At 64.8% G+C, this 23424-nt stretch carries 29 protein-coding genes; 13 read left to right on the top strand and 16 right to left on the bottom strand.

Annotation, left to right across the window (positions count from 1 at the left end):
• Positions 1-6: 6 nt before the first annotated feature.
• Complete coding sequence (locus tag ABIG06_RS29030) at positions 7-255, bottom strand: hypothetical protein (RefSeq protein ID WP_124158971.1); 249 nt, start codon at positions 253-255, stop codon at positions 7-9.
• A gap of 201 nt (positions 256-456) precedes the next feature.
• Here ABIG06_RS29030 and ABIG06_RS29035 point away from each other — a divergent pair, with 201 nt between their 5' ends.
• The gene (locus ABIG06_RS29035; RefSeq protein ID WP_124158972.1) at positions 457-921 is read left to right on the top strand and encodes a cupin domain-containing protein; all 465 of its coding nucleotides are present in this window, start codon (positions 457-459) and stop codon (positions 919-921) included.
• A 6-nt stretch (positions 922-927) separates the two neighbouring features.
• Here the strand turns inward: ABIG06_RS29035 and ABIG06_RS29040 are convergent, their stop codons facing one another.
• Positions 928-1890, bottom strand: coding sequence for an alpha/beta hydrolase (locus tag ABIG06_RS29040; RefSeq protein WP_370139496.1), 963 nt, complete (start codon positions 1888-1890; stop codon positions 928-930).
• A gap of 113 nt (positions 1891-2003) precedes the next feature.
• On the opposite strand from ABIG06_RS29040, the gene ABIG06_RS29045 reads away from it, so the two are divergent.
• Complete coding sequence (locus ABIG06_RS29045) at positions 2004-2681, top strand: nitroreductase (protein ID WP_124158974.1); 678 nt, start codon at positions 2004-2006, stop codon at positions 2679-2681.
• A 131-nt stretch (positions 2682-2812) separates the two neighbouring features.
• Positions 2813-3016, top strand: a complete 204-nt coding sequence (locus tag ABIG06_RS29050; protein WP_124158975.1) for a hypothetical protein — start codon at positions 2813-2815, stop codon at positions 3014-3016.
• A 27-nt stretch (positions 3017-3043) separates the two neighbouring features.
• Here ABIG06_RS29050 and ABIG06_RS29055 read toward each other — a convergent pair whose 3' ends face one another.
• The 3 genes from ABIG06_RS29055 to ABIG06_RS29065 are packed head-to-tail and all read right to left on the bottom strand — an operon-like array spanning position 3044 to position 5662.
• On the bottom strand, positions 3044-4165 hold the full coding sequence (locus ABIG06_RS29055) for an HD-GYP domain-containing protein (RefSeq protein ID WP_370139497.1): 1122 nt from the start codon (positions 4163-4165) through the stop codon (positions 3044-3046).
• Between the two features lie 58 nt (positions 4166-4223).
• The gene (locus tag ABIG06_RS29060) at positions 4224-4553 is read right to left on the bottom strand and encodes a PilZ domain-containing protein (RefSeq protein WP_124158977.1); all 330 of its coding nucleotides are present in this window, start codon (positions 4551-4553) and stop codon (positions 4224-4226) included.
• On the bottom strand, positions 4550-5662 hold the full coding sequence (locus ABIG06_RS29065) for a DUF2336 domain-containing protein (RefSeq protein WP_370139498.1): 1113 nt from the start codon (positions 5660-5662) through the stop codon (positions 4550-4552). The genes ABIG06_RS29060 and ABIG06_RS29065 overlap by 4 nt, the downstream gene beginning before the upstream one ends.
• Before the next feature lie 300 nt (positions 5663-5962).
• Between ABIG06_RS29065 and ABIG06_RS29070 the strand changes: the two genes are divergently transcribed.
• Together ABIG06_RS29070 and ABIG06_RS29075 are read left to right on the top strand one after the other, a co-directional pair.
• A complete protein-coding gene (locus ABIG06_RS29070; RefSeq protein WP_370139499.1) occupies positions 5963-6910 on the top strand; it encodes an AraC family transcriptional regulator in 948 nt (315 codons plus the stop codon).
• A 50-nt stretch (positions 6911-6960) separates the two neighbouring features.
• Positions 6961-7551 (top strand): NADPH-dependent FMN reductase, encoded by a 591-nt coding sequence (locus ABIG06_RS29075; RefSeq protein ID WP_124158980.1) that lies wholly within the window; start codon positions 6961-6963, stop codon positions 7549-7551.
• Between the two features lie 96 nt (positions 7552-7647).
• Here ABIG06_RS29075 and ABIG06_RS29080 read toward each other — a convergent pair whose 3' ends face one another.
• Together ABIG06_RS29080 and ABIG06_RS29085 are read right to left on the bottom strand one after the other, a co-directional pair.
• Complete coding sequence (locus ABIG06_RS29080) at positions 7648-9729, bottom strand: methyl-accepting chemotaxis protein (protein WP_424578453.1); 2082 nt, start codon at positions 9727-9729, stop codon at positions 7648-7650.
• 91 nt (positions 9730-9820) lie between these two features.
• A complete protein-coding gene (locus tag ABIG06_RS29085; RefSeq protein ID WP_124158982.1) occupies positions 9821-10261 on the bottom strand; it encodes a DUF1810 domain-containing protein in 441 nt (146 codons plus the stop codon).
• 119 nt (positions 10262-10380) lie between these two features.
• On the opposite strand from ABIG06_RS29085, the gene ABIG06_RS29090 reads away from it, so the two are divergent.
• The 3 genes from ABIG06_RS29090 (at position 10381) to ABIG06_RS29100 (ending at position 12943) form a co-directional block, all read left to right on the top strand.
• Positions 10381-11403 (top strand): DUF2778 domain-containing protein, encoded by a 1023-nt coding sequence (locus ABIG06_RS29090; protein WP_199751350.1) that lies wholly within the window; start codon positions 10381-10383, stop codon positions 11401-11403.
• A 66-nt stretch (positions 11404-11469) separates the two neighbouring features.
• Positions 11470-11727, top strand: a complete 258-nt coding sequence (locus ABIG06_RS29095; RefSeq protein ID WP_024338019.1) for a hypothetical protein — start codon at positions 11470-11472, stop codon at positions 11725-11727.
• A 124-nt stretch (positions 11728-11851) separates the two neighbouring features.
• The gene (locus ABIG06_RS29100) at positions 11852-12943 is read left to right on the top strand and encodes a TRAP transporter substrate-binding protein (protein WP_124158984.1); all 1092 of its coding nucleotides are present in this window, start codon (positions 11852-11854) and stop codon (positions 12941-12943) included.
• 23 nt (positions 12944-12966) lie between these two features.
• Here ABIG06_RS29100 and ABIG06_RS29105 read toward each other — a convergent pair whose 3' ends face one another.
• From ABIG06_RS29105 to ABIG06_RS29130, 6 genes are all read right to left on the bottom strand, one after another.
• Complete coding sequence (locus ABIG06_RS29105; RefSeq protein ID WP_424578454.1) at positions 12967-13749, bottom strand: ABC transporter ATP-binding protein; 783 nt, start codon at positions 13747-13749, stop codon at positions 12967-12969.
• On the bottom strand, positions 13737-14792 hold the full coding sequence (locus tag ABIG06_RS29110; RefSeq protein ID WP_370139502.1) for a dihydrodipicolinate synthase family protein: 1056 nt from the start codon (positions 14790-14792) through the stop codon (positions 13737-13739). The genes ABIG06_RS29105 and ABIG06_RS29110 overlap by 13 nt, the downstream gene beginning before the upstream one ends.
• 7 nt (positions 14793-14799) lie before the next feature.
• Positions 14800-15621, bottom strand: a complete 822-nt coding sequence (locus ABIG06_RS29115) for a GNAT family N-acetyltransferase (RefSeq protein ID WP_370139503.1) — start codon at positions 15619-15621, stop codon at positions 14800-14802.
• On the bottom strand, positions 15608-16645 hold the full coding sequence (locus tag ABIG06_RS29120; RefSeq protein WP_370139504.1) for an NAD-dependent epimerase/dehydratase family protein: 1038 nt from the start codon (positions 16643-16645) through the stop codon (positions 15608-15610). Before ABIG06_RS29120 ends, ABIG06_RS29115 begins: the two co-directional genes overlap by 14 nt.
• Positions 16646-16660: 15 nt before the next feature.
• On the bottom strand, positions 16661-17431 hold the full coding sequence (locus ABIG06_RS29125) for an ABC transporter permease (RefSeq protein ID WP_370139505.1): 771 nt from the start codon (positions 17429-17431) through the stop codon (positions 16661-16663).
• An 84-nt stretch (positions 17432-17515) separates the two neighbouring features.
• A complete protein-coding gene (locus ABIG06_RS29130; protein WP_370139506.1) occupies positions 17516-18163 on the bottom strand; it encodes a TetR family transcriptional regulator in 648 nt (215 codons plus the stop codon).
• A 100-nt stretch (positions 18164-18263) separates the two neighbouring features.
• Here ABIG06_RS29130 and ABIG06_RS29135 point away from each other — a divergent pair, with 100 nt between their 5' ends.
• Entirely contained in the window at positions 18264-19280 is a 1017-nt protein-coding gene (locus ABIG06_RS29135) for an ABC transporter substrate-binding protein (protein WP_370139507.1), read from the top strand.
• Positions 19281-19303: 23 nt separating this feature from the next.
• Here ABIG06_RS29135 and panB read toward each other — a convergent pair whose 3' ends face one another.
• Positions 19304-20125 (bottom strand): 3-methyl-2-oxobutanoate hydroxymethyltransferase, encoded by an 822-nt coding sequence (panB, locus tag ABIG06_RS29140; RefSeq protein ID WP_370140934.1) that lies wholly within the window; start codon positions 20123-20125, stop codon positions 19304-19306.
• A 267-nt stretch (positions 20126-20392) separates the two neighbouring features.
• Between panB and minC the strand changes: the two genes are divergently transcribed.
• The 4 genes from minC (at position 20393) to ABIG06_RS29160 (ending at position 22573) form a co-directional block, all read left to right on the top strand.
• Positions 20393-21091, top strand: coding sequence for a septum site-determining protein MinC (gene minC / locus ABIG06_RS29145; RefSeq protein ID WP_370139508.1), 699 nt, complete (start codon positions 20393-20395; stop codon positions 21089-21091).
• Positions 21092-21110: 19 nt separating this feature from the next.
• Positions 21111-21926, top strand: a complete 816-nt coding sequence (minD, locus tag ABIG06_RS29150; protein WP_370139509.1) for a septum site-determining protein MinD — start codon at positions 21111-21113, stop codon at positions 21924-21926.
• Entirely contained in the window at positions 21923-22204 is a 282-nt protein-coding gene (gene minE / locus ABIG06_RS29155) for a cell division topological specificity factor MinE (protein WP_124158994.1), read from the top strand. Before minD ends, minE begins: the two co-directional genes overlap by 4 nt.
• Positions 22205-22387: 183 nt before the next feature.
• Positions 22388-22573 carry a hypothetical protein gene (locus ABIG06_RS29160; protein ID WP_124158995.1) on the top strand — a complete coding sequence of 62 codons (186 nt, stop codon included), beginning with the start codon at positions 22388-22390 and terminating at the stop codon, positions 22571-22573.
• A 21-nt stretch (positions 22574-22594) separates the two neighbouring features.
• On the opposite strand, the gene ABIG06_RS29165 is transcribed toward ABIG06_RS29160, so the two are convergent.
• A complete protein-coding gene (locus ABIG06_RS29165; protein ID WP_124158996.1) occupies positions 22595-22843 on the bottom strand; it encodes a hypothetical protein in 249 nt (82 codons plus the stop codon).
• Between the two features lie 111 nt (positions 22844-22954).
• Entirely contained in the window at positions 22955-23329 is a 375-nt protein-coding gene (locus tag ABIG06_RS29170; RefSeq protein WP_424578455.1) for a hypothetical protein, read from the bottom strand.
• Positions 23330-23424 lie beyond the last annotated feature (95 nt).

Here is a 23424-nt window from a genome sequence, read left to right on the forward strand (position 1 = left end):
AGCGCCCTACGCGCTGGTCTCGCACTTCTTCATGAAGCTGTTCTTGGCGGCGCCGGCGAGCGGCTTGCCGTCGGAGCCGACGGCCTTGGGTGCGCAGGCGTCGGCCTTGCACTTCTTCAGGAACGAGGACTTGGCGGCCCCGGCCAGCGGCTTGCCGTCCTTGCCGATCGCTTTGCTCTCGCAGGTTTCTTGTGCGAATGCCGAGCCCGCTGCAAAGGTGACAACAATCGCTGCGAGGAAAATCCGCTTCATCATGGGTGTCTCCTGAAACCAGAAATGGCCGGGAGATTGGAGCCGGGAATCATGGCGCAATCAAGCAGGATGAGCGGACGTCGTCCGGTCGACGTACCGATTTTTCGGGCGCGGTCGGTGGCCGTCCATCCTTGTTGCACTGCTCGCTGACCCCGGCGGGCGATCCTGCTAGCTTCGATCAGCTTGGCTGGATGGAGCATCGTCATGGACGCCACGATCCCGAGGGGCGAACGATTGGCCGATCGGCATTCCCACCTGGTTCGGCCCCAGGACATGGACTGGCAGAAGACCCGCTTTCCGGGGTGCGAGGCCAAGACGCTGCTGTTCGATCGCCGCACGGGCCTGATGACCGCCCTGATGCGCTTTGCGCCGGGATCGGTGCTGCCCGATCACGAGCATGTCGGCATCGAGCAGAGCTGGGTGATCGAAGGCGCACTTGTCGACAAGGAGGGCCCGGCCGAGGGGATCGCATGCAAGGCCGGCGAATTCATCTGGCGCGAGGCGGGCAGCCGGCACGCCGCGTGGTGTCCGGACGGAGCCTTGATCCTGGCGATCTTCCAGGTGCCGAACAAGTTTTTCGAAGCCGACGGCCGCGTCGTCGACGCCTCCGGTCAGGACTGGGACGAGACGTGGGGGCACACCGCGGCGCAGCGCGCGCGGAGCATCTGACCGACTTCAGGCACCCCGCGCGAGCAGTGCCTTGAAGTCAGCGCGTGCGCGCTGCGCTTCGGCGCGTGCGACCTCGGAGGCATCGCCCATGCCGAAATAGCCATGGATCAGGCCGGGGCCCTCATGATGCTTGACGCGGACGCCGGCGGCTTCCAGTGCCCGCACATAAGCGGCGCCCTCGTCGCGCAAGGGATCGAACCAGGCGGTGGTCACGACCGCGGGTGCGACGCCGGCAAGGGATCCCGCGCGCAGTGGCGAGACGCGCCAGTCCGCGGCATGGCCGGGATCGGCGAGATAGTGGCCGCAAAACCATTCCATCGTGGCGCGCGTAAGGAAGTAGCCTTCGGCATTCTCGGCGCGAGACGGAAAGCGCGCGTTCTCGCCCGCATCGGCGTAAGCGCCGAAGACATCGGTCACGGGATAGACCAGCAATTGCGCGGCCAGCCTGATCCCGGCGTCGCGGCAGGCGATCGCGGTGGTGGCCGCGAGATTGCCGCCGGCGCTGTCGCCGGCAACGCCCATGCGGCTTGCGTCGCCGCCAAATTCCGCGACGCGGCCAAACACGTCGCTCACGGCGGCAAAGGCATCCTCGAACGCACCGGGAAAGCGCGTCTCGGGCGGACGGCGATAGTCGACGGAGACGACCACCGCGTCGGTCTCGATCGCAAGATTGCGCGCCTGCCGGTCGTGGGTCTCGAGGTCGCCGGCAACCCAGCCGCCGCCGTGGAAGAACACCACGGTCGGTGCCGGCGTGGTGCCGGCCCGATAAATACGTGCATCGAGCGGTCCGGCGCCGCCTTTCACCTTGACGTCCTGCACGCTATCGACGGGCGGGGGCGGTATGGCCGCGCGCGAGGCAGCCAGTGCGCGCAAGGAATCGCGGGCGCTCTGTGGCGTCATCGTGGTGGGATCGCGCATCGGCATGAGCGGAATGATCTGGGCGATGACGGGATCGAGCGGCGCGGCCATTTTGAGTCCTCCACACAGAGTTTTTGGTCTTGCTTGGTCGTGAGCATAGGTTTTGCGCGCCGCGTCGGCAACCGCCACCGCGCTGCAACGAACGAGGCAGGGAGGTTCACGAGGTGGAATTCGAAACGCTGGTCCAGTCGCGCCGCAGCGTGCGCGGCTTCCGGAACGAGCCGGTGCCGCGCGCGGTGATCGAGGCGATCATCGAAAGCGCCAAGCGCGCGCCGTCGTCGATGAACACCCAGCCCTGGCATGTCCACGTGCTCACCGGCACACCTCTGGAAGAGGTGCGCCGCCGCAACATGGAGGAGATGGCCAGCGGCGCCACGGTCAAACGCGACATCGTCAGCCACGGCGAGTATCAGGGTGTGCACCGCACGCGCCAGGTCGACATCGCCAAGAAGCTGTTCGGCGCGATGGGAATCGCGCGTGACGACAAGCCGATGCGGCAGGACTGGGTGCTGCGCGGCTTCCGCCAGTTCGACGCGCCGGTCTCGCTTGTGCTGACTTACGACCGTGTCCTCGATCCCGGCGCGGTCTGCCATTTCGATCTCGGCGCGCTCTGCTACGGTATCGTGCTTGCGGCGTGGGACCGCGGCCTCGGCTCCGTGATCAACGGACAGGGCATCATGCGTTCCGACATCGTGCGCGAGGTCGCCAGGATTCCGGAGAATGAGGTCATCATGACCTGCGTCGCGATGGGCTATCCCGACGACAGCTTCGCCGCGAATGCCGTTCGCTCGGACCGCGAGCACAACGACGAGTTCGTGCGTTACGTGGGTTTTGCCGATTAGCACGACAGGAGGAGATTATTCTCTGGCGGAAATTTTTGCTGCGGTGTCGCGAGTGGCCTCTTGCAATCTCGAGGGTGCAGGAGGAACAATATGCGGACTGATAGGTTTGTTGCTGGCGCGAGGGAATTGACATGCGGCGGCTGGCTAGCCTGGTTCGACGGTTCTTCGGTCCGCGAGTGCGGCACACGATCGATGACGATCCAAGTCTTCCTTTCACAGCCGAAGAGTTCGGCCGGCTGATACGCAGCGGCCGGCACGAGGACATGAAGCTGCTGGCCGAGGGGCTGGCCTGCCGGTCCATCCCGCACCGCGCCAGCTACCGCGCCACCCATTAGGCCGCGTTCGAGGCGGGTCTGCCGCGCTCACCGCGTGAGCGCGACCGGCTTGAATGAGTGGACCAGTGCTTTTTCCAGCTTCCCATTCATCCCGCACAGGATGTTGTAGGCCTCCGCGCGCGGCATGGTCGGCTTGTAGTGCCGGTGCTCGATGAGCGCCGCAAAAATATCCGAGATCGTTAGAATTCGTACGATGTCGCCGATGCTCTCGGCGCCGAGCGCGTCGGGATAGCCGCTGCCGTCGAGGTACTCGTGATGATGGCGGACGGCATCGAGTATCTCCGGCGAGATCCCGTCATGCCCCTTGAGAAATTCGTAGCCGGCGGCGGGATGCGTTTCGATCAGCGCGCGTTCGGCGGCATCGAGTCGGCCCGGCTTGTCGAGGATGGCGAGCGGTATCTGCGCCTTGCCGATGTCGTGGAACATGGCAGCCGAGTAGAGACGTTCCAGGTCGGTCCGGCCGACGCCGAGGCTCAGTCCGAAGTCGATGGCCACGCCGGTCACGAGCAGGCAATGCTGATAGGTTCCTTCGTGATGGCGCCGCACCGTCATGAGCCATTCCGTCAGGCCATGCTGGGTGATACGGTCGGCAATCTGGCGACCGGCTTCCCTGGCGCCGTCGACGTCGAGCGGTTGGCCGAGGGTCACAGCCGTGAACATCGATGCGATCGCGGTCGCGGCGGTCTCGACGGCGTTGTCGGGTTGAGACGTGTCGCCTGACGAAGCGGATACGCCGTCGGCCGGATCGGCCAGCGCCGCCAGCAGTCTGGTCCGGCTGACTGTGGCGGGAAGGACCAGCGTCGCCCCGAGCGCGTAGGCTTGCGAGATGCAGACGTGGGAGGCGTGATCGAGCAGGAAGATGCGCTTCCTGGCCTTCGCCAGCTTGCTGGCGCGCTTCTTGATCGCGGCGATGTTGTCGACGTCGCGGAGCTCCGCGCGGATGACGATGGCGGCCGGCGACTGCGACAGCCTGGGATCGGCATCGAGTCGCTCGCCGGCAATGGTGAATTTCTCTTCGAGGATCGAGCAGACGCCCGAAAGCTTGTCGGACGTGTCCGCCAGCACGTGCAGGAAGGGGCGATCCGTTCGCGACTGACGGATGCCGCCTTCACCATTGACCGGGCCCGATCTGGTTGGCGCGTGCTGCACGATCTGACCTGCACTTTTCGACTGTATCAATGTCAAACAGCGGGTGGAATGTTCGAATCTATTTGCTCTGAGCCGCGGTCTGCGCAGGCGCTGGTGTGCCTGCAGGTTTCTTCTTGCCGTCGGCCGTCACGAAGTGGACTCCAGCCGTGGTGCCGTCGATCCAGACCAGTTCGCAGCGCCGATAGGCGAGGCCGGTCGACGACAGCAGCATGAAGAACTCCTTGGCCTGGAGCACGTCGAGCGTGCCCTCGACCTCGATCTTGGCGCCGCTTTGCGACACGTCGAGCAATACGCAACGGCGTCGCCAGGTGCCGTCCGATCCCATGAGGTTGACCGGCTGCCTGTGGTCCATTTTCACGCGAGAGGCCTTGCGACCGTCGAATTTCATCGGTTAATCCCCATCTTTTTTGCACCGCGACGTTCCCGACTGCTCTCCTTGGCGTTCGCGGCAATTTCCCCCCAGCGCACCGTCCATTGGCTGGTCGACAGAAGCAGTGTCTCGAAAATGTGCTGCGCGTGTTCGCGTTCGGCGAAGGAAAGCCTTCTGCCGCAGCGATTGCTCAAGATGGCCAACGTGGTCTGCCAGTTCAGCCGCGAGGCACGGCAGGCCATCACGAGACCCTCGCAATCGTCGTCGGTCATGACATGCTCGACGATTTCGATGGGAGTCCCCGAAAGCACCGATAGCGCCGTGACGAGGTTGGCGGTCTCGCCGCGGATGGCGAAGCGGTTGACCGTGGAATCGTTGAGCTTGCCGATGCGGTTCAGCGCGACGATCTCCGGGCGCGCGCTTGCATAGGCGGCCGCGCTGGGCAGCTTGGGGACGATTGGCGCGGCCGTTGCGGCTGGAGGCGACACGGTCGCCTTCGTCCCTGTGCCGGATGTCGGAGCCGGTGAGGCCGACAGCAACTTTCGCATGATCGGATCCGGCGTGTCCGGCCTGAGCGCCAGCGCCTTCGTGAGTTCATCATCCGTCAGGCACTTCTCGACCAGCCTGGCGTAGGCAGCGTGAGAGAATCGTGCCTCTGTGTTGGCGATCAGCGCAATGCAAACGCTGCGGGCGCCGCCCTCGATCAGCGTCTCGATCACCGGCGGATCGATAGGCGCGCGGGCTGCGATCGCGCGTTGCTGCCGCTCGTCGCTCGAGGCCGCGATCGACTTGAGATCGGCCGTGGACAGTGACTGCGATCTCAGCAAGACAGGGCACGCCACCTTCGGATCGTGGTGTGAGGCGAGACGTTGCACCGTCTTCGGCGGAGCTACCGCGAGCTCCGCAAGTGCCGTGCTGAGCTCAATCAGCGCACCGGCCTCGACCCGCTCCGTCAGTCGCAGCAGAACGCCGTCGACCACATTGGCGAGCAATTCCTGGGACCGGTCGCGGCTGCTGGCGAGCAGCTGCATGATGCCGGAGAGAACGCGCGCGCAGCGGTCTAGCGGACACGTTGCGACCGCGTCCTCCAATTCGACCAGAACATCAGCAGGCGAATTTGCCGTCATGGCAGGGCCTGAAATTCGAAATAACTTTGACGATCAAACGACGGCTATTGCGCCTCAAAGTCGTTAATTTTGAATTTTAGGGATCGAAAGTTGGGTAATCCGGCACCGTCAACTGGGCGGGAAACGCTATCGAAATTTGGCGAGAGACAGACGTGCCCGCTTTTTCTTTCAACTGGCTCCTCGCTAATTGGTCAGGACACGTTAAGATTGATCCTTTCAAGGTAACGGAAAACCGAAGGGGGAAACGAACCGGCGTCGCGGCCGGACGCACGTCTACGCCACGTTGCGTTTCATATTTTCATGAACAGCATTGACGATGTGCCGAGACTGGCACTCAACACTTTTCGCTTTTCAGACGTCGACGAATTTCGAAGTGCCATACGCGGGCTGAATTTCGATTTCACGCCTTTCGTACGGAAGATTTCGGCTGAGCAGACGATCCTGTCGTTGCCCGGTTGCGACGTGAATTTGACGCACGCGTTTCCGCGGGTCGTTGATGCACAGCTCGTCGGGAATTGCACGGCGATCGGCTTCACGATGGACGACCTCGACGTCCCCGTTCGCTTCAATGGCTCGCAACGCGCCCGGCCGGTCGTGGTCATCGGCAGCGGCGGCGCGGCCTACACCACCGTTGAGGAGGTGCAGCGACAAATCGCCTCGGTGGTGTTCAGACCGGAGGTGCAGGATCGAGGCTGGCCGCCCACGCTCTCGAGCTTCAAGATTTTCGAGGTCTCCGCGGCCGGCTTGCACCGGCTGCGCACCGTGGTTCGTGAGGTGCTGGCCGAGGCGTCCGGCCCGGCCGAGGCGCCGGAGCTTTCGTCGAAGGGCGCGGCGATGAAGGAGTCCCTGCTCGGAGCCGTCGACGAGGTCTTCGAAACCGTCGTCTCGGCCCGCTGGACCCTCGGCCCCAACGACGGGCGGAATTTCAGGATGTTCCACGACATCCGCGCACTGCTGACCGAGGATTTGTCGCAGCCGATCTACAGCGATGAGATCGCGCGCAAGCTCGGGCTGTCCGTTCGCACCATGCACGACGTCGTCCGCCGCTATCGGGGCATGAGCCTGCATCGCTATTTGCGCCTGCGCCGGCTGTGGCTGGTGCGGCGGCGGCTTCTCGCCGGGGCCGATAGCGTCAAGGCGGTCGCGCTGGCGTTTGGCTTCTGGCACCTCAGTGATTTCTCCAGAAGCTACCGCGACCAGTTCGGCGAGTCGCCGTCGCAAACGCTGGGACGCAGTCGCGGCCGATAGTTCGCCAAACCGGGTAGGATCGGACACCGGTTTCGTGCTACCGTCCGGCCATGAGCAATCGCATTCTCGTTCTCTACGGTTCCTACCGTTCCGACCGCATGGGCATCCGCCTGGCGAACTTCGTCATCGATCGGCTGCGCGGCCGCGGCGAGGAAGTCGAATTCATCGACGCCAAGGCGATCGGCCTGCCGATGCTCGACCGTATGTACAAGGAATATCCGAAGGGCTCGGCGCCCGAGGCGCTGGAGAAGCTGGCCGGGCAGATCCGGGACGCGGACGGCTTCGTCTTCGTCACCGGCGAGTACAATTGGGGCATCCAGCCCGGCCTGAAGAATCTCACAGACCACTTCCTCGAAGAGTGGTTCTGGCGTCCGGCCGCGATCGTGAGCTATTCCGCCGGCCGACTGTCCGGCGCGCGCGCCGCGACGGCCTGGCACGGCACGCTGTCGGAAATGGGCATGGTGGTGGTGTCGAGCACAATCGGCGTCGGCCCGATCGCGCAGACATTGTCGGCGGATGCAGAGCCGATCGGAGAGGGCGGCAAGGCCTTGGAGCGCTCGTTCCCGCGCTTTGCCGACGATCTCTTGTGGTGGATCGAGGCGGCGAAAGCGCAGCGGGCGCGGAAGGCGCCGCCTTACTGAAGCGCGATGCGACCAGGATGAACCGTCATCGCGCTTCAGGTTTTCGTTTCAGCATGATCGTTTCGGAAAACCGCTGCGCACTCGTCCGTATCGTGCTTAAGCGGCCCTGACCTCGCCGAGGAATCGGTCGAACTGTCCGGCGAGATCGCGCGACTGCGTCGAGAGCTGCTCGGCGGCGCCCAGCACCTCCCTCGCGGCAGCTCCCGTGTCGTCGGCGGCGCGCTGCACGCCGGAGATGTTGCTGTTGACCTCCTGGGTGCCGCGGGCGGCCTCCTGGACGCTGCGGGCGATCTCCTTGGTGGCCGAGCCCTGCTCCTCGATCGCGGCGGCGATGGCGGTGCCGATCTGATCGATCTCGCCGATGACGTCGGCGACGTTGCGGATCGCGGCCACGGTCTCGTCGCTTGCGGTCTGGATCGCCGTGATCTGCTCGGAGATCTCGGTGGTGGCCTTGGCGGTCTGGCCGGCCAGTGACTTCACTTCGGAGGCGACCACGGCGAAGCCGCGGCCGGCATCGCCGGCGCGGGCGGCCTCGATGGTCGCGTTCAGCGCGAGCAGGTTGGTCTGCTCGGCGATGCTCTGGATCAGCGTGACGACGTCGCCGATCTTCTGCGCGCCCTCGGCGAGCGCGCGGGCGGTGTCGCCGGTGCGGCGGGCGTTGTCGACAGCGCGAGCCGCGATCTCGGTGCTTTGGGCGACCTGGCGGCCGATCTCGGCGATCGAGGAGGTCAGCTCTTCGGTGGCGCTGGCGACGGTCTGCACGTTGCTCGAGGTCTGTTCGGAGGCGGCGGCGACCACCGCGGCCTGGCTGTTGGTCTGCGCTGCCGTCGAGGTCATCGACTGCGCGGTGCTTTCCATGGTCGCCGAGGCCTGGGACAGGCCGCCGACGAGTTCGGTGACCTTGGCCTCGAAGGCTCGCGTGAGGCTGTCGAGCGCCTGCGCGCGCCGCATCTTGCCGTCGTTCTCAGCCTGCTTTTCAGCGGCGAGCCGGTCGGCCCGGATCATGTTGTCCTTGAAGACCTGAACCGCCGCCGCCATCGCGCCGATCTCGTCGGAGCGCTCGGCGCCGGGGATCTCGCCGGCAACGTCGCCATCGGCAAGCTTTGTCATGCGCGTCGTCAAGCCGACGATCGGGGCGCAGACGCGACGGCGGACCATCACGATCAGGCCGGCGCTGGCGATCAGCACGGCAAGGAGACCTCCAAGGGCGATGATGAAGCTGGTGCGGGCGGCCGAAGATGCGCTGGCGAGAATCTGCTCGGCATTGTCGTAGAAGGCATCGCGAACGCCAATGATGGTGCCGAGGCCGCGCTGTGTTGCGGCGTAATAGGTGTCCATATCGTGCTCGTATTTGCCGGTGACGGCGCCGTCTTTCACCAGCTTGAGCTCGCGACCGAACTCCTCGACATAGATCGCGTTGAACTTCTCCAGCGCCTCGGCGACGTTCGCAGGGGTTGACGGATTGCCGCGCAGTTCCTGCAGCGCCATCACGATCTGGTCGTTACGGCCCTGTGAGCGGGCGATGTCGGCCTTTTCGGCGTCGGTTGCCGGTTTCTTGCCGCCGACCAGATTCTTGTGGAGGCTGGAATTGAAGCCGCCGACGTCTCGCAACGTCATGGCGATGTTGGCGTAGCTGGCCTGTCGGTAGGCATCGCCATTGAGGATCGCCATGCGGCGGACCTGCTCGTTGAGAAGCGCGGTCACACCTGCATTGAGCACGGCATTGTCCGCGACGATCTTCTTGGCCGCGTCCTTGCGGGCCTCCGCCGGTCCGGCGAGCGCCTTGTCGATGGCTTCGCGCAAGGCGGTGAATTTCGCATCGATCCCGTCGATATTGCTGCCCATGGTGCTGCCGTCGTCGAAGGAGCCGGGCAGCTCCTTGCGTCGTGCGTTCATCCTGTCGCGGGCGCCGTCGGTCTGCTTGCGCAATTTGTCCTGCTCAGTGAGCAGTGCCGGGTCAATACTCGCAGGGCCGTAGAGAATGTTAGTGGAAAAGCCGCGCTCTGGATTGAGATAGCGCGGGATATCGCTGACAGCGCGGACGATGGCCAGGCGGCCTTGCGCCTCGCCGACCCGTTCCATGGTCTCGTATTTCGTCACGGCAACGTAGACGGCGAGGCCGCCGCCGACGGTCGAGAGCGAGACAATGGCGCTGGTCAGGAGCGTACCGATTTTCATGATCTGTCCGGCAATGGCGTGCGACGAGAGTTAAAGTTGCACGGACGATAGATAGCCCGTGTTAATCTCGGGTTACGCCCCGGCGGCCAATTCAGCCGGACGCGCGGTCGAGCCTCGACAGGATCTCAAGCGTGGCACCGTCGCGTTCACCCGCAAAATATCGGGCGATCGCCTGATCGAAGACGGGCTCGTCGGACACCGCGCCGAACAGCGTCATCGACGAGCGGAATTTAGCGTCATCCGGTGCGCCGAGGATCGCGTTGATGGTTCGGCCCTCGACGGCAAGCACGAGCCTCGTGCATTCGATCAGGCGCGCCCCGAGGACGGGATGGGCGAGATAGGCCTCGGCCTCCGCGCGGGACCTGATGGCGTAGCGCTGCGACATGGCGCTGAAGCCGAGACCTCCGACCTGCGGGAAGACGAACCACATCCAGTGAGTCTCCTTCCGGCCCCGAGTCAACTCGGCCCGGACGTCGCGATAGACCGGCTCCTGGGCACGGACAAAGCGGTTGAGATCGAATGGATCGGTCATTGGATACCTTCGGGAGGCTTTCCGGCCGCGATTATGCCTAACTTTTGGCTCCCAATGTGGTAGCTGGTATAGAGTCTCCGGGTGGGGGTGGGCACCCCCGGGGTCGATTTGGGGATCTGATGGTTTCCGACGCAGCAAACGCCGAGAGGCTGTTGTCGCGCCGCCGTGTCGGGCGGGCCGAGACGATTCTACTGTCTGTGGCAGCGCTTGCGCTGGCCCTTGGCGCCGCCGCGTGGGTGTCCGATATCGGCGATTCGACCCCGCTGGTCTCCGCCGCCTTGCCGCCGGCCAATGCCCCTTCGTTCGAAGACCGTTTCGCGTCCGCCTCCGGCAGCCCGCCGGCCCGCGAGTTCGGCCTACGGGCGCTCGAGCGCTCCGCGGTGAACGCGGTCCAGCTCAAGCTGCGAGATGCCAAGGCGATGCTCGCGCAGAAGCTCCAGGGCGACGACTGGCGCTCGATGCTGACCGATGACGAACAGTCGTCTGCAGCCGAAGAGGCGAGGCCCTCGCAGCGGGCCGAGGCCATCCCGATGCCGCGCTCGCGTCCGGTCCAGGCGGATCTGGCCGCCCAGATCGCCTCCAGCCAAGCCTATGCCGATACCGGCTCGAGGGCCGACAACCGCAACTTCTTCGAAAGATTCACCGACAAGATCAAGCTGGCTTCGTTGACGCCGGATAGCGGGCTGTTGTCGAAGGCGCCGGATCTCGCCGCCCTCGGCTATGACTCGCGGACGGCGGTCTATGACATCTCGGCCAAGGCGGTCTATCTGCCGAGCGGCGTGGCACTGGAAGCGCATTCCGGCCTGGGTGCGCTGATGGACAACCCCGACCATGTCGACCGGCGGATGGTCGGCGCGACGCCGCCGGCGACGTACGATCTCAAGCCGCGCGAAAAGCCGTTCCACGGCGTCCGGGCATTGCGCATGACGCCGACTGAGGGCACCAGTGCGCTTGGCCGCGTCGGTCTGCTCACGCACAACTACTTGCTTGGGCCGCGCGGTGATTCCAACGGTTGCGTCTCGATCAAGGACTATGACCGTTTCATCAAGGCCTACGACAATGGCGAGTTCAACCGCCTGGTCGTGGTGCCGAGCCTGCGCGGGGCGGCCACCGCTTCGCAGCGCGCGAGCACCAATTCCTGACTATCGCCTGCGACGGCGGGGCTGCCGTTTCCCCTTCGTTAAGCCGTCCTCGTCCAGAAGCAGCCCATGAGTGATCCATCAAGCTCCGAAACCCCGCTGCGCACGACGTTCAAGATCAAGCTGAACGGTGACACGTTGGCGATCGCGACCGTCGGTCAGGCCTATCAATTCCTCACCAACTTCAAGTCGGTCGAGTGGATGGAATTTCGCTCCCTGCACGAGGACGCGGTCGCGGCCCTGGAAGGCGCCGCCGGTAACGCTATGCTGGCGGTGCAGGCGACCAACGCCGTGCGCGCGCTGTTCGTCAGCGCCAAGCTGCTCTGAGAGCTCCGTACGGGGCCTTCTCCTCGTAACTTGAACTCCGCTATAGGAACGGGCAAACGGTCCGCGAAGACCGTCGCCACAAAGCCCATATGTTCGAAATCTACTTCCAGGGAGAGTCCACATCATGAAACGCCGTACATTTCTGAAGGGCGGCGCCGTCGCCGGCGCGACGACGCTGGTTGCTGCACCCGCGATCGCGCAGAGCGCGCCCGAGATCAAATGGCGCCTGACCTCGAGCTTTCCGAAGTCGCTCGACACCATCTACGGTACGGCGCAGACCTTTGCGAAATACGTGGCTGAGGCCACCGACAACAAATTCCAGATCCAGACCTTTGCGGCCGGTGAGATCGTTCCGGGCCTCCAGGCGCTCGATGCCGTCAGCACCGCATCGGTGGAGATGGCGCAGACCCCGCTCTATTTCTACATCGGCAAGGAGCCGGCGCTGGCCTATGCGACCGGCGCGCCGTTCGGCATGAACCATCGCCATCAAGAATCGTGGTGGCACTTCGGCGGCGGCGCTGATCTCACCAACGAGGCGCTCAAGCCGTTCAAGGCGCATGCGATCCTCTGCGGCAATTCCGGCACCCAGATGGGCGGCTGGTTCCGCAAGGAGATCAAGTCGGTCGACGACCTCAAGGGTCTCAAATTCCGCATCGCTGGCATGGGCGGCCACGTGCTGGCAAAGCTCGGCGTCGTGCCGCAGCAGATCGCGGGAGGGGATATCTATCCGGCGCTGGAGAAGGGCACGATCGACGCCGTCGAGTTCGTCGGCCCCTATGACGACGAGAAGCTCGGCTTCTACAAGGTCGCCAAATATTACTACTTCCCCGGCTGGTGGGAAGGCGGTGCCATGCTGCACATGATCGTCAATGACGAGAAGTGGAATTCGCTGCCCAAGCAGTACCAGGCGATCGTCAACCAGGCGGGCGCAGCGGCCGGCGCCTGGATGCTGGAGAAATACGACAGCGTGAATCCGGCGGCGCTGAAGCGGCTGATCGCCGGCGGCGCGGAGCTGAAGGCTTTCCCGCAACCGGTGTTGGAGGCCTGCTACAACGCGACCCAGGACCATCTGAACGAGCTCGCCGCCAAGAGCGACCTGTTCAAGCGGACCAAGGAGAGCCACGACGCGTATATGAAGGAGCTCTTGTTCTATACGCAGATCGCGGAGAACTTCTACGACAATTACCTGCTGAGCAAGATGCGCAACAAGAGCTGATCGCAAGAACGGGGCGCGGTGTCCTACGCCGCGCCCAGCCCCAGCTTCGCATAGATGCGTCTTGCATAGGCGCCGAATGCGTCCGTCGTCTTCAGCGGAAGGTCGCGCGGGAAGGGCAGGTCGATCGCGAAATAGTCGGCCATCTTCGCCGGGCCCGCCGTCAGCACGGCGCAGTGCGAGGACAGGAACACGGCTTCCTGGATCGAGTGGGTGACGAAGATGATGGTCTTGCCGCTCTCGCGCCAGATCCGCAGCATCTCCAGATTCATCTGCTCGCGCGTCAGCGCATCCAGCGCGCCGAACGGCTCGTCCATCAGGATCAGCTTCGGATCGTGTATGAAGGCGCGTGCGATCGCCGTTCGCTGTTGCATGCCGCCGGACAGCTGCTGCGGATATTTCTGCTCGTAGCCGGCGAGCCCGACGAGGTTGAGCAGGTCGCGTGCCCGCTCGCGCGCGGCCTTCATCGGCAGGCCGACGATCTCGGCCGGCAGCAGCACGTTGTCCAGGATGGTCCGCCATTTCAACAGCAGCGCCTGCTGGAACACCATGCCGATGTCGCGGGTCGGATCGAACGGGCTCCTGGCATTGCCTATTTTGACGGTGCCGCCGTCAGCGCCGTGTAGCCCGGCCAGGATCTTCATCACGGTGGTCTTGCCGCAGCCGGACGGGCCAACCAGCGAGACGAGCTCACCTTCCTGTACGTCCATGGTGACGTCGGACACGGCGAGAAACTCGGTGCCGCCGCTGCGATAGACCTTTCGGACGCCTTGCAGGCTGATGAAGGGGGCCGAGCTCATGTCAGCCATTTGTTCAGGTTCGCGGCCACGAAAGCATCGTCGCTGAGGTCGGCGTGCTCGTGGCAGACGCGATCGATCTCCTCCTTCTGGCCGGGGCTGAGGCCCTCGTCGGGATCGAGGCACCACAGGCCTTTCATCAAGCCCTGGCGCCGCAGCACTTCGTGGCAGCCGGCGATGCAGCCGTGAAAATTGTTGGCGACATCGAAGAAGGCGCTGTTGCAATCGGTGACGCGGGCATCGAGCGCGAGCAGGTCGGTGGGCACGCTGTCCTTGTGCCGCGCCGCCTTGCAGCGTTCGAATTGCCTGATCGCGCTCGCGGTCCAGACCGACCAGTGACCGAGCAGGCCGCCCTTGAAATAGGTCCGCGTGGTGACGCCCTTGTCGCGGAGATCGAACGGCAGCATCAGGTCGAGCAGGATGTGGTCGTCATTGCCGGTGTAGAGCGCGACGCGGTCGAGCGCGCCGGCGGCTGCGACGCCGCGGAGCACGTCGAGGGTCCTGTAGCGGTTGAATGGCGCGATCTTGATCGCGATGACATTGTCGATCGAGGCGAAGCGCTGCCAGAACCGGCTGGACAGGATGACGCCGCCGACGGCGGGTTGCAGGTAAAAACCGACCAGCGGAATCTCGGCGGCGACGGACGTGCAATGCGCGATGATCTCGTCCTCGGACGCGTTCTTCATCGCGGCGAGGCTGAGCAGGCCGGCGTGATAGCCGATATCCCGTGCCGTGCGGCCTTCGGTGACCGCCTGCTTCGTCGGGCCCGCGAGGCCTGCAACCAGCGCCAGCGGACGCTTGGTCCAGTTCGCGGCGGTCTCGGCGGCAAGCTCCAGCACGGGGCGATAGAGGCCGACGTCGCGGATCGCGAACTGCGTCGTGTGCACGCCGACGGCAAGCCCGCCAGCGCCGGCATCGATGTAATAGCGCGTCAGCGCGCGCTGGTGCGTCTTGTCGAGCTGGCGCTCGGCGGTGAGGGCGAGCGGATGCGCCGGCAGCACGGAGCCTTCGGCGATCAGCTTGTGGACGTCGCTGTTGATCTGGCTGTGGTGCATGATGTCCTCATCCGAATTCAGGGCCGGCGACGGCGAATGGCGTTTCCTTCGCGGTAATGATGGCGGGGCCGAGACGCATCCGCTGGAAGGGGCGTTCGATGGTCCAGCCGGACGCCGTCAGACCTTCGAGGAACGCTCCTTGCGACGCGACGGCGTCGAGCAGGAGCGGTCCATCCTGCGATTGCGCGATCGCGTCGACCAGGATCAGGGCGGCTGCGGTCTGATCCGCGAACAGCGGACCGATATGGCACGCGGCTCGGCCGTCCCGCACCAGCGCGATGGCGCCGTTCGCAGAGACGATGCGCGAGCCAGGCCGCCGCGCGAAGGCGGAGAGCAGGGCGCTGCGGTCGAGGCCCGTCGCGCGCCGGTCCCGATCGCGAAGCGCGTCGAGCGTTGCCGTTGACGGGGCCGCTGCGGCTGCTTGTCCCGGCTCCAGCAGCTTCAGCCGGCGCAATTGCGAAGTCGGGCTGAAGCCGAGCGGGCCGTAGACCTTGGCGCCGTCGGGTGTCGCATCGAGCCAGCACGTCAGCCCGCTCTTGCATGCCGTATCGAGACAGGCATCGACGAGCTGCGTGGCAAAGCTGCGGCGGCGGTGGCTTTCCGTCACCAGCACCATGCTGATCCACGCATTGTTGCTGGAATAGGGCAGCAGGGCCGCGCTCGCGACCAACCGTGCGCCGTCGCGGATGCCGAACACGAAGCCTTCGCTCAAGAAGAAGCGCCAGTCCTCGATCGTCTGGTTCCAGTGCGCTTCGGTCGAGAGCACAAGGCCCGCGGCGGCGTCCTCGACGCCGAGCCGGACGATGCGCGGCCCGTCAGTAGCGGCCATCGCGCACCTCGTATTTGGTGGGCTTGCCGAGGCTCGGCATGGCGCGAGAGACCCAATCCGCGGTCCAGGCGATCAGTTGCTCGGTGTCAACGACGGGCAGGCCGAACAGTTCGACCGCCTTCGACGTGTCGGTCAGCCAGGCCGTCGGCTCTTCCTTGCCGGTCAGCACCGGCGCGCGGCCGAACCTTGCGCCGAATTTTTGCGCGAGATCGCGGACCGCCAAGATCTCATGGCCGCTGACATTGATCGGCGAGGTCGGCGTCGTGCAATGCGCGAGGCAGCGCAGCGCCTGGGAGGACGCATCGCCCTGCCAGATGAAATTGACATGGCCGAGGCCGACGTCGATCGGTGTGCCGGTCAGCACTTTCGTCGCGATGTCGTGCAGCACGCCATAGCGCATGTCGATCGCGTAGTTGAGGCGGAACAGCCGCCCTGGCGTGCCGAACTTGCGCGAGAAATATTCGAACATGCGCTCGCGGCCGACGCAGGACTGGGCGTATTCGCCGGGCGGGTTCGGCGCCATTTCCTCGCTCGAGCCTTTGCCGTCGACGGGAACGAACGGATAGATGCAGCCGGTCGAGAACGCCACGATGCGGGACGAGGGGAAGGCCTGCGCGACCAGCGCCGGGACATGCGCGTTCATCGCCCAGGTCAGCGACAGATCGCCCTCGGCGCCGAACTTGCGGCCGGCCATGAAGACGATGTTCGGCGCCTTCGGCAGGGCCGCAATCGCCTTCTCGTCCATCAGGTCGCAGTTGATCGTCTCGATCCCGCGCGCGTGCAGCCAGTCCTTCACATCGGCGTCGCTGAAGCGGGCGACGCCGATGATACGGCGATCGGGCGCGGCGGCCTTCGCAAGTCCTGCCAGCGTCGGGCCCATCTTGCCGGCGACGCCGAGGATCATGATGTCGCCCTCGACCTTCCTGAGGTCGTCGATCAGGGCCTGGCTCGGCCGGCACAGGAGGTCGTCGAGCGTAGCGATGTCGGGAATGGTCTTCGGCAGCGTCTGGCGGGTGAGCAGCATGAATTTATCCCAGTGCTAGTTCTGCCTGGCGTCGCCGACCACGAACATGCGTTCGAGGGCCAGGACCAGGCCGTAGAGAGCGACACCAAGCAGCGTGAGCAGCACGACCGCCATCACCATCGCGGGCGTGTCGAGCGAGGACTGCACCTGGATCATGAGGTAGCCGAGCCCGCGCTCGGAGGCGATGAACTCGCCGACGATGGCGCCGGCGACCGCGAGGATGGCGCCGACCTTCATGCCGGAGAACACGTAAGGCAGCGATCCCGGCAGCTGGATCTTGCGGAACAGAGTCCAGCGCGAGCCGCGCAGCGATTTGACGAGATCGAGCAGATCAGGCTCGACCTCGCGCAATCCTCGCGCGGTGGTGAGCAGGATCGGGAAGAAGCAGATGCTGAAGGCAATCAGGATGTTCGGCACGATACCGTAGGAGAACCAGACGATGAAGAGCGGGCCGAGCGCCACTTTCGGAATCATGTTCAGCGTGACGAACAGCGGCAGCAGCACGAGGCTGAGCAGTGGTGCCCAGCTGAAGATAACGGCGAGCGCGACGCCGACGAATGCGCCGAGCGCAAAGCCGCCGAGGATCTCCAGCGCCGTCACCAGCGTATTGGCACCCCAGGCGTAGCCCGTGGTTCCCAATGTCTGAATTGTCGCAAGCGGCGAGGGCAGGATGAATTTCGGCACGTGGAAGGCGTCGACCGCGACCTGCCACAGCACGAGCACGGCAAGGTGCACGATCAGGACGATCGCAAAGCTGCGCCAGCTGCGTGCCCCGTCTCCTGCCACCGATTGCTCCTGTTGCTCGCAGCCACCCCTGCCGCGGGCCGCAAGCCTAGCCGGACTCGAGGGAAGTTTCAACCAGTTGGTTGATTAGGGCCGGAGCGACTGGAGCACCAGATCGGCGACGTGCCGGCGGCGGGCGCGCCGCTGGGCCCGGCTCGACAGGTCCTTGCCGAAGATCGCCGACAGCGTCGGCGTGTTGGAGAAGAAGAAATAGCTGAGGCCGGCAATGGAGATATAGAGCTGGACGGGGTCGATCCCCTTGCGGAATACGCCCGAGCGCACCCCCTCGTTGAGGATGTGGGAGACGCTTTTGACGAGCGGTGAGTGCATCGCTTCCAGCCGGGTCGAGCCGCGGACGTGGCGGGCGCCGCCGCGGTTCTCGTCGTTCAGGAGCACGATGAAATCAGGGTTTGCCGCCAGATGGTCGAACGAAGCTTCGATCAGCTTGCGGATCGCCTTCTCCGGCGCCAAGCCTTCGAGATTGAGCCTGCGCTCCTGCTCGCGGATGTCCTCATAGACCCATTCGAGCACGGCGAGGTAGAGCGCGTCCTTGTCGCCGAAATAGTGGTAGACGAGCTGCTTGTTGACGCCGGCGCGCTCGGCGATCTCGTCGACACGGGCGCCCGCGAGGCCGTGCCGGGCGAATTCCTGGCGCGCCGCGGTCAGGAGCTTCTTGCGGGTGGCGACGGGGTCGCGGCGCTGCGGCACGGTGTCGCCAGATCGTTTTGCGGGCATTTCCAACCAAACAGTTGACAAGCGGAGGGCGGGCTTGTTGCATTGGTATCCTCACAAGGGGAGAGCGACAAGCCGGGTCGCGGCAACGAGGAGAGATACGATGAAGCGTTTGCAGGCGGCGGGCTCGGCCCTGGTGTTGGCTCTCGCGCTCGGTGTGCCGGCGGCGCCCGCGCATGCGGGAGAGGCCGTCAATCTGATCCTGAACTGGACGCCGACGGCCGACCACTCGCCGTATTACTACGCCAAGGCGCTGGGCTGGTACGAGAAGGCGGGCATCGACCTCACCATCGAGACCGGCAAGGGCTCCGGCGTCTCCGCGGCCAAGGTCGGCTCCGGCGGCTCGCCCTTCGGCGTCGCCGATCTCGCGACCATGCTGGTGGCCAAGAGCAAGGGCGCCGACACGGTCGCGGTGATGAGCGTCTATGCCAATACCGGCCAGACTTTCTATTGGCTGAAGAGCTACGGCGTGAACGGCGTGAAGGATTTCGCCGGGCACAAGATCGGCAACCCGCCCGGCGATGCCTCGCGCGTGATGTGGCCGGCCTTCGCCAAGGCGGCAGGGCTTGCGCCCGACTCCGTCGGCTTCGTCAATGTCGGGCCGACCGCCAAGATCGCGGCGCTGAAGAGCCACACCGTCGATATCATCAGCGACTTCTACAACGAGCACGACCTGAAGGTGATCGAGTTCGGTCCCGATCTCGGCTACGTCAACTGGAAGGACATCGGGCTCAACCCCTACGGCAATTCGCTGATCGTCAACGGCGCCTATCTGCAGAAGAATCCGAAGGTCGTCGAAGACTTCGTGCGCGTCACGCAGAAGGCCTTTGCGGCCTGCGTCGCCGACGTGGCCCCGTGCCTGAACGCGCTGCTCGAGCAGGTCTCGGGGCTCGACCGCGCCAACCAGGAGCGCCAGTGGGAGCGCATCAAGTTCCTGATGACGGACGAGTTCACCACCACCAAGGGGCTCGGCTGGATCGACGGCGAGCGGATGAAGAAGGACTACGAGCTGGTCCAGACCTATCTCGGCATGGAGAAGCCGTTCGACGTGACGACGGCGTTCACAACGAAGATGCTGGATCCGAACATCAAGATGGATGCGAGCAAGGTGAAGAAGTGAGCGGCGCTTGACTGCTGGCTGCGTCAGCCCTTCTTCATGTCGTAGACGTGTTCCGGTCCGGGAAAGGCACGCGACCGCACGTCGGCGGCATACCGTTCGACCGCCGCTTCGATGGCCGGACCGAGATCGCCGTAGCGCCGAACGAATTTAGGGGTTCGTGGCGAGAGCCCAAGCATGTCCTCGAGCACGAGCACTTGGCCGTCGCAGGCCGCGCTCGCGCCGATCCCGATGGTGGGGATCGCGATCGTTTCCGTGATCTTGCGCGCCAACGGCTCGGCCACGGCTTCAACGACGACTGAGAACGCACCGGCATCGGCGACCGCTTTCGCATCGTCCTCGATCGGCCCCCAGTCGATCTCGTTGCGGCCCTGGGCGCGAAACGAACCGAGCGTGTTGATGGATTGCGGCGTAAGGCCGATATGACCCATCACCGGGATGCCACGCCCGGACAGGAATGCGACCGTCTCCGCCATGCGGACCCCGCCTTCAAGCTTCACCGCGCCGCACTGCGTTTCCTTCATGATCCGTACCGCGGAATTGAATGCCTGCTCCTTGGAGGCTTCATACGATCCGAACGGCATGTCGACCACGACCAGCGCCCGCTTCGATCCCCGCATCACGGCCGCGCCCTGAAGGATCATCATGTCGAGCGTGACCGGCACTGTCGTCTCGAAGCCGTGCATGACGTTCCCAAGGGAATCGCCGACCAGAATGACGTCGCAATGCTGATCCACCAGCGCTGCCGTGTGCGCATGGTAGGAGGTCAACATGACGACCGGCTCGCCTTGCTTGCGGGCGCGGATGTCCGGGGCTGTCTTGCGTCTGATGGAGGACTGAATTGACATGATCGGCTCCGTCTGCGGGACGCGCATCGAAACCAGATGGCACGACCGTGTCAATCCGGGCAGCCGGGCCAGCAACCACATGGATGGTACGACATCCGAGGGTGGTGGACATGATCGCTTCCGCGTGACTGCTCGCAGCGCGACCCCGAAAAGCCAGCGGCGGTCCAGCGGTTCACCTTTCCACGTGATGCCACGGGAAATTAACTGGTCGTTAACCATATCCGCCGCATCGTTAACCATTCAATAACAGGGAACGAGTCGGCCGCTATGCAGGCTGCAGCAAAAGTCCAACGTCAGATGGTGCGCCTGCGCGGACGCTCCTATGTGGCGTTCGTGTTCACGCCGACGGTTCCGGTCCAGGACTGGCTGCATGAGATCGACGTCACCATTGCGCGGTCGCCGGGCTTCTTTGCCGGCCGGCCCGTGGTGATCGACCTGTCCTCGGTCGATCTCAGCCAGGCCGGCATCGGCCATCTGCTCACCAGCCTCCAGGAGCGCAACATCCGCGTGCTCGGCATCGAGGGCGTGGAGGAGAGCCGGCTGACCTCCGTGATGCCGCCGCTGCTGTCGGGCGGCCGCAGCTGCGTGATCGAGCCGAGCGCGCCGAAGAAGGCCGACGTGAAAGTGGAGACCAAGCCGACCTCGCTGCTTCTCGAAAACCCCGTGCGCTCGGGCCAGACCGTGATCTTCCCGGAAGGCGACGTCACCATTCTCGGCTCGGTCGGTTCCGGCGCCGAGGTCGTCGCCGGCGGCTCCATCCACGTCTACGGCGCGCTGCGCGGCCGCGCCATGGCGGGCGTGAACGGTCACACGAGCGCGCGCATCTATTGTCAGAAGATCGAAGCCGAACTGCTTGCAATCGATGGGTTTTATCAGACCGCCGACGACATCGACGAGGCCTTGCGCGGGCGGCCCGCCCAGGCCTTCCTGCAAGGCAACACCATGCGAATTACTGCGCTGAACTGACCAGAAGGAGATAATTGAGATGGCCAAGGTACTGGTCGTGACATCAGGCAAGGGCGGGGTCGGCAAGACCACGACGACAGCCGCGCTGGGAGCGGCGCTCGCGCAACGCGGCGACAAGGTCGTCGTCGTCGATTTCGACGTCGGCTTGCGCAATCTCGACCTCGTGATGGGCGCCGAACGCCGCGTGGTGTTCGATCTCATCAACGTGGTGCAGGGCGTTGCGAAGCTGCCGCAGGCGCTGATCCGTGACAAGCGGCTGGAGAATCTCTGGCTGCTGCCGGCATCGCAAACCCGCGACAAGGACGCGTTGACGGAAGAGGGCGTCGGCAAGGTCATCGCCGATCTGCGCAGCCGTTTCGACTGGGTGATCTGCGACAGCCCGGCCGGCATCGAGCGCGGCGCCTCCATGGCGATGCGCTTTGCCGACGAGGCCGTGATCGTCACCAATCCAGAAGTCTCCTCGGTGCGCGATTCCGACCGCATCATCGGCATGCTCGATTCCAAGACGGTGCGGGCCGAGAAGGGCGAGCGGGTCGAGAAGCACGTCCTCATCACCCGCTACGATCCCTCCCGGGCCGCGCGCGGCGAGATGCTGACCATCGACGATATCCTCGAGATCCTTGCCACGCCCTTGCTCGGCATCATCCCCGAGAGCCAGGACGTGTTGAAGGCGTCCAACGTCGGTACGCCCGTGACTTTGTCGAACGCGGATGGAGCGCCGGCGCGGGCCTATATGGACGCGGCCAAGCGCCTCTGCGGCGAGAATGTGACGATGCATGTTCCTGCCGAGCGCCGAGGTCTGATGGATCGTTTGCTGCGACGGAGGGCTGCATGAGCATGGGTCTGCTTCGACTTCTCCGCGGCAAGAAGGCCTCGGCTCCCGTCGCTCGCGAACGGCTGCAGATCCTGCTTGCCCATGAACGTGGAATGCGCGGCCAGCCCGATCTGCTCGGTGTGCTGCGCGAGGAAATTCTCGCCGTCGTGTCCAGGCATGTGGCGCTGGACCCGACCAAGGTCATCGTCCGGCTCGAGCGCGGCGACGAGGTTTCGACCCTGGAGGTCGATATCGAGGTGCCGAACGATTTCGAGCGCAAGAAGGCGGCGGTCGCGTAGGGGCCGCGGCTGAAGTCTGAAAGTTCTGGGGTGGGTGAAAGGGCGGTCCGCCGGGCATGGCGGGCCGCCTTTGTCTTGGCTCACATCGACGGGACGGAACGAGCTCCGGGCCTCGATCGTTGTGAGACACCCGCGGCGGCAGTTGTGCACTGCACCGCAGTTCCCTCAAGCGGGAGAGCGCCCATGATGTCCGAGGTCCAGGTCCATACCGTTGCCCGGCAGATGCTCGAACAGCACGGTTTTGTTGCGATCGCGAAGGCCGCCGAGCAAGCCCAAGCCTGCGAGAGCCGCGGCGAGGCCGACGAGGCCAGGGAGTGGCGTCACATCGCCGACGCCATGAAGATCATGCGCGGCCCGCATCAGAGCTGACATTCGTCAGCGCGATCGGCTTCAACGTTCCCCGCGATCGGCGCCTTGGGGCGACGTTCGGTTCTGTGTCTGCGGCTGCCCACGCTCGCCTGTCTCTTTGCAGGGGAGTGGCTCCCACGAGCCATCCGGCGCCTGCTGATAGGCACTGCAGGACGACGAGGTGGATTTTTCCTGGCCTTTCTGGGCGTCGGAATTCCTCGCCAGCACGGGCGCAACCAGCACCGTGGTGGCTGCAATCGCGCCGGCGAAAACGAAATGGATACTCCGCATGAGGACCTCCTGTTCGGATTCGAAGAGGCCGCATGCTTTCGAGGATTGTGACGATTTTGGGCCGCAGCGGAGGTTCCGTCGCGGCGTGCTTAACACGAATGGTGTGCTAGCTTAGCCGCCCTTGCTTCGGATCAGGCCGGCGAGGTTGGTCTTCTGGGCCTCGCACCAGCCGGACATACCGAGACGGCGCTGATCCATGTCGGTCGCCTGGGTCGCGACCGCGACCTCGGCCATCAAATCATCGTCCTGTTTCTCGCCCATCTTGCCGCCGGTGTGCATCCAGGCGATCGCCTTGCGCACCTTCTCCGTGGTGCCGTCGGGCAGGTGCATCTGCTGCGCCTTCTGCACCAGGTCCTGATAGACGAGGTCTGTGTTGGGACACTCGACCTTGGCCGCGAAGGCCTGCAAGACCATGGTCACATAGACCGATCGCGGCGGCGCGTCGGCCGCATGGGCCGGCGCGGTCAGCAGCAGCAGGCCCGCCATCAGAAAAACCGGTGCGCATCCTTGGAACCTCCTCCGTTTTTTGAGAGGCTAGCGCCCGGCACGGCGCTCCGCAATGGTGCGAGGCACAATTGTCG

Source organism: Bradyrhizobium sp. USDA 326, from assembly GCF_049739485.1.
Classification (GTDB): Bacteria; Pseudomonadota; Alphaproteobacteria; order Rhizobiales; family Xanthobacteraceae; genus Bradyrhizobium.

Excerpts from the sequence above, each read along its gene's own strand:
- ABIG06_RS29030 (WP_124158971.1), bottom strand. The coding sequence starts at position 255 with ATGATGAAGCGGATTTTCCTCGCAGCGATTGTTGTCACCTTTGCAGCG.
- ABIG06_RS29035 (WP_124158972.1), top strand. The coding sequence starts at position 457 with ATGGACGCCACGATCCCGAGGGGCGAACGATTGGCCGATCGGCATTCC.
- ABIG06_RS29040 (WP_370139496.1), bottom strand. The coding sequence starts at position 1,890 with ATGGCCGCGCCGCTCGATCCCGTCATCGCCCAGATCATTCCGCTCATG.
- ABIG06_RS29050 (WP_124158975.1), top strand. The coding sequence starts at position 2,813 with ATGCGGCGGCTGGCTAGCCTGGTTCGACGGTTCTTCGGTCCGCGAGTG.
- ABIG06_RS29060 (WP_124158977.1), bottom strand. The coding sequence starts at position 4,553 with ATGAAATTCGACGGTCGCAAGGCCTCTCGCGTGAAAATGGACCACAGG.
- ABIG06_RS29065 (WP_370139498.1), bottom strand. The coding sequence starts at position 5,662 with ATGACGGCAAATTCGCCTGCTGATGTTCTGGTCGAATTGGAGGACGCG.
- ABIG06_RS29070 (WP_370139499.1), top strand. The coding sequence starts at position 5,963 with ATGAACAGCATTGACGATGTGCCGAGACTGGCACTCAACACTTTTCGC.
- ABIG06_RS29075 (WP_124158980.1), top strand. The coding sequence starts at position 6,961 with ATGAGCAATCGCATTCTCGTTCTCTACGGTTCCTACCGTTCCGACCGC.
- ABIG06_RS29080 (WP_424578453.1), bottom strand. The coding sequence starts at position 9,729 with ATGAAAATCGGTACGCTCCTGACCAGCGCCATTGTCTCGCTCTCGACC.
- ABIG06_RS29085 (WP_124158982.1), bottom strand. The coding sequence starts at position 10,261 with ATGACCGATCCATTCGATCTCAACCGCTTTGTCCGTGCCCAGGAGCCG.
- ABIG06_RS29090 (WP_199751350.1), top strand. The coding sequence starts at position 10,381 with ATGGTTTCCGACGCAGCAAACGCCGAGAGGCTGTTGTCGCGCCGCCGT.
- ABIG06_RS29095 (WP_024338019.1), top strand. The coding sequence starts at position 11,470 with ATGAGTGATCCATCAAGCTCCGAAACCCCGCTGCGCACGACGTTCAAG.
- ABIG06_RS29100 (WP_124158984.1), top strand. The coding sequence starts at position 11,852 with ATGAAACGCCGTACATTTCTGAAGGGCGGCGCCGTCGCCGGCGCGACG.
- ABIG06_RS29105 (WP_424578454.1), bottom strand. The coding sequence starts at position 13,749 with ATGGCTGACATGAGCTCGGCCCCCTTCATCAGCCTGCAAGGCGTCCGA.
- ABIG06_RS29110 (WP_370139502.1), bottom strand. The coding sequence starts at position 14,792 with ATGCACCACAGCCAGATCAACAGCGACGTCCACAAGCTGATCGCCGAA.
- ABIG06_RS29115 (WP_370139503.1), bottom strand. The coding sequence starts at position 15,621 with ATGGCCGCTACTGACGGGCCGCGCATCGTCCGGCTCGGCGTCGAGGAC.
- ABIG06_RS29120 (WP_370139504.1), bottom strand. The coding sequence starts at position 16,645 with ATGCTGCTCACCCGCCAGACGCTGCCGAAGACCATTCCCGACATCGCT.
- ABIG06_RS29130 (WP_370139506.1), bottom strand. The coding sequence starts at position 18,163 with ATGCCCGCAAAACGATCTGGCGACACCGTGCCGCAGCGCCGCGACCCC.
- ABIG06_RS29135 (WP_370139507.1), top strand. The coding sequence starts at position 18,264 with ATGAAGCGTTTGCAGGCGGCGGGCTCGGCCCTGGTGTTGGCTCTCGCG.
- panB (WP_370140934.1), bottom strand. The coding sequence starts at position 20,125 with ATGTCAATTCAGTCCTCCATCAGACGCAAGACAGCCCCGGACATCCGC.
- minC (WP_370139508.1), top strand. The coding sequence starts at position 20,393 with ATGCAGGCTGCAGCAAAAGTCCAACGTCAGATGGTGCGCCTGCGCGGA.
- minD (WP_370139509.1), top strand. The coding sequence starts at position 21,111 with ATGGCCAAGGTACTGGTCGTGACATCAGGCAAGGGCGGGGTCGGCAAG.
- minE (WP_124158994.1), top strand. The coding sequence starts at position 21,923 with ATGAGCATGGGTCTGCTTCGACTTCTCCGCGGCAAGAAGGCCTCGGCT.
- ABIG06_RS29160 (WP_124158995.1), top strand. The coding sequence starts at position 22,388 with ATGATGTCCGAGGTCCAGGTCCATACCGTTGCCCGGCAGATGCTCGAA.
- ABIG06_RS29165 (WP_124158996.1), bottom strand. The coding sequence starts at position 22,843 with ATGCGGAGTATCCATTTCGTTTTCGCCGGCGCGATTGCAGCCACCACG.
- ABIG06_RS29170 (WP_424578455.1), bottom strand. The coding sequence starts at position 23,329 with ATGGCGGGCCTGCTGCTGCTGACCGCGCCGGCCCATGCGGCCGACGCG.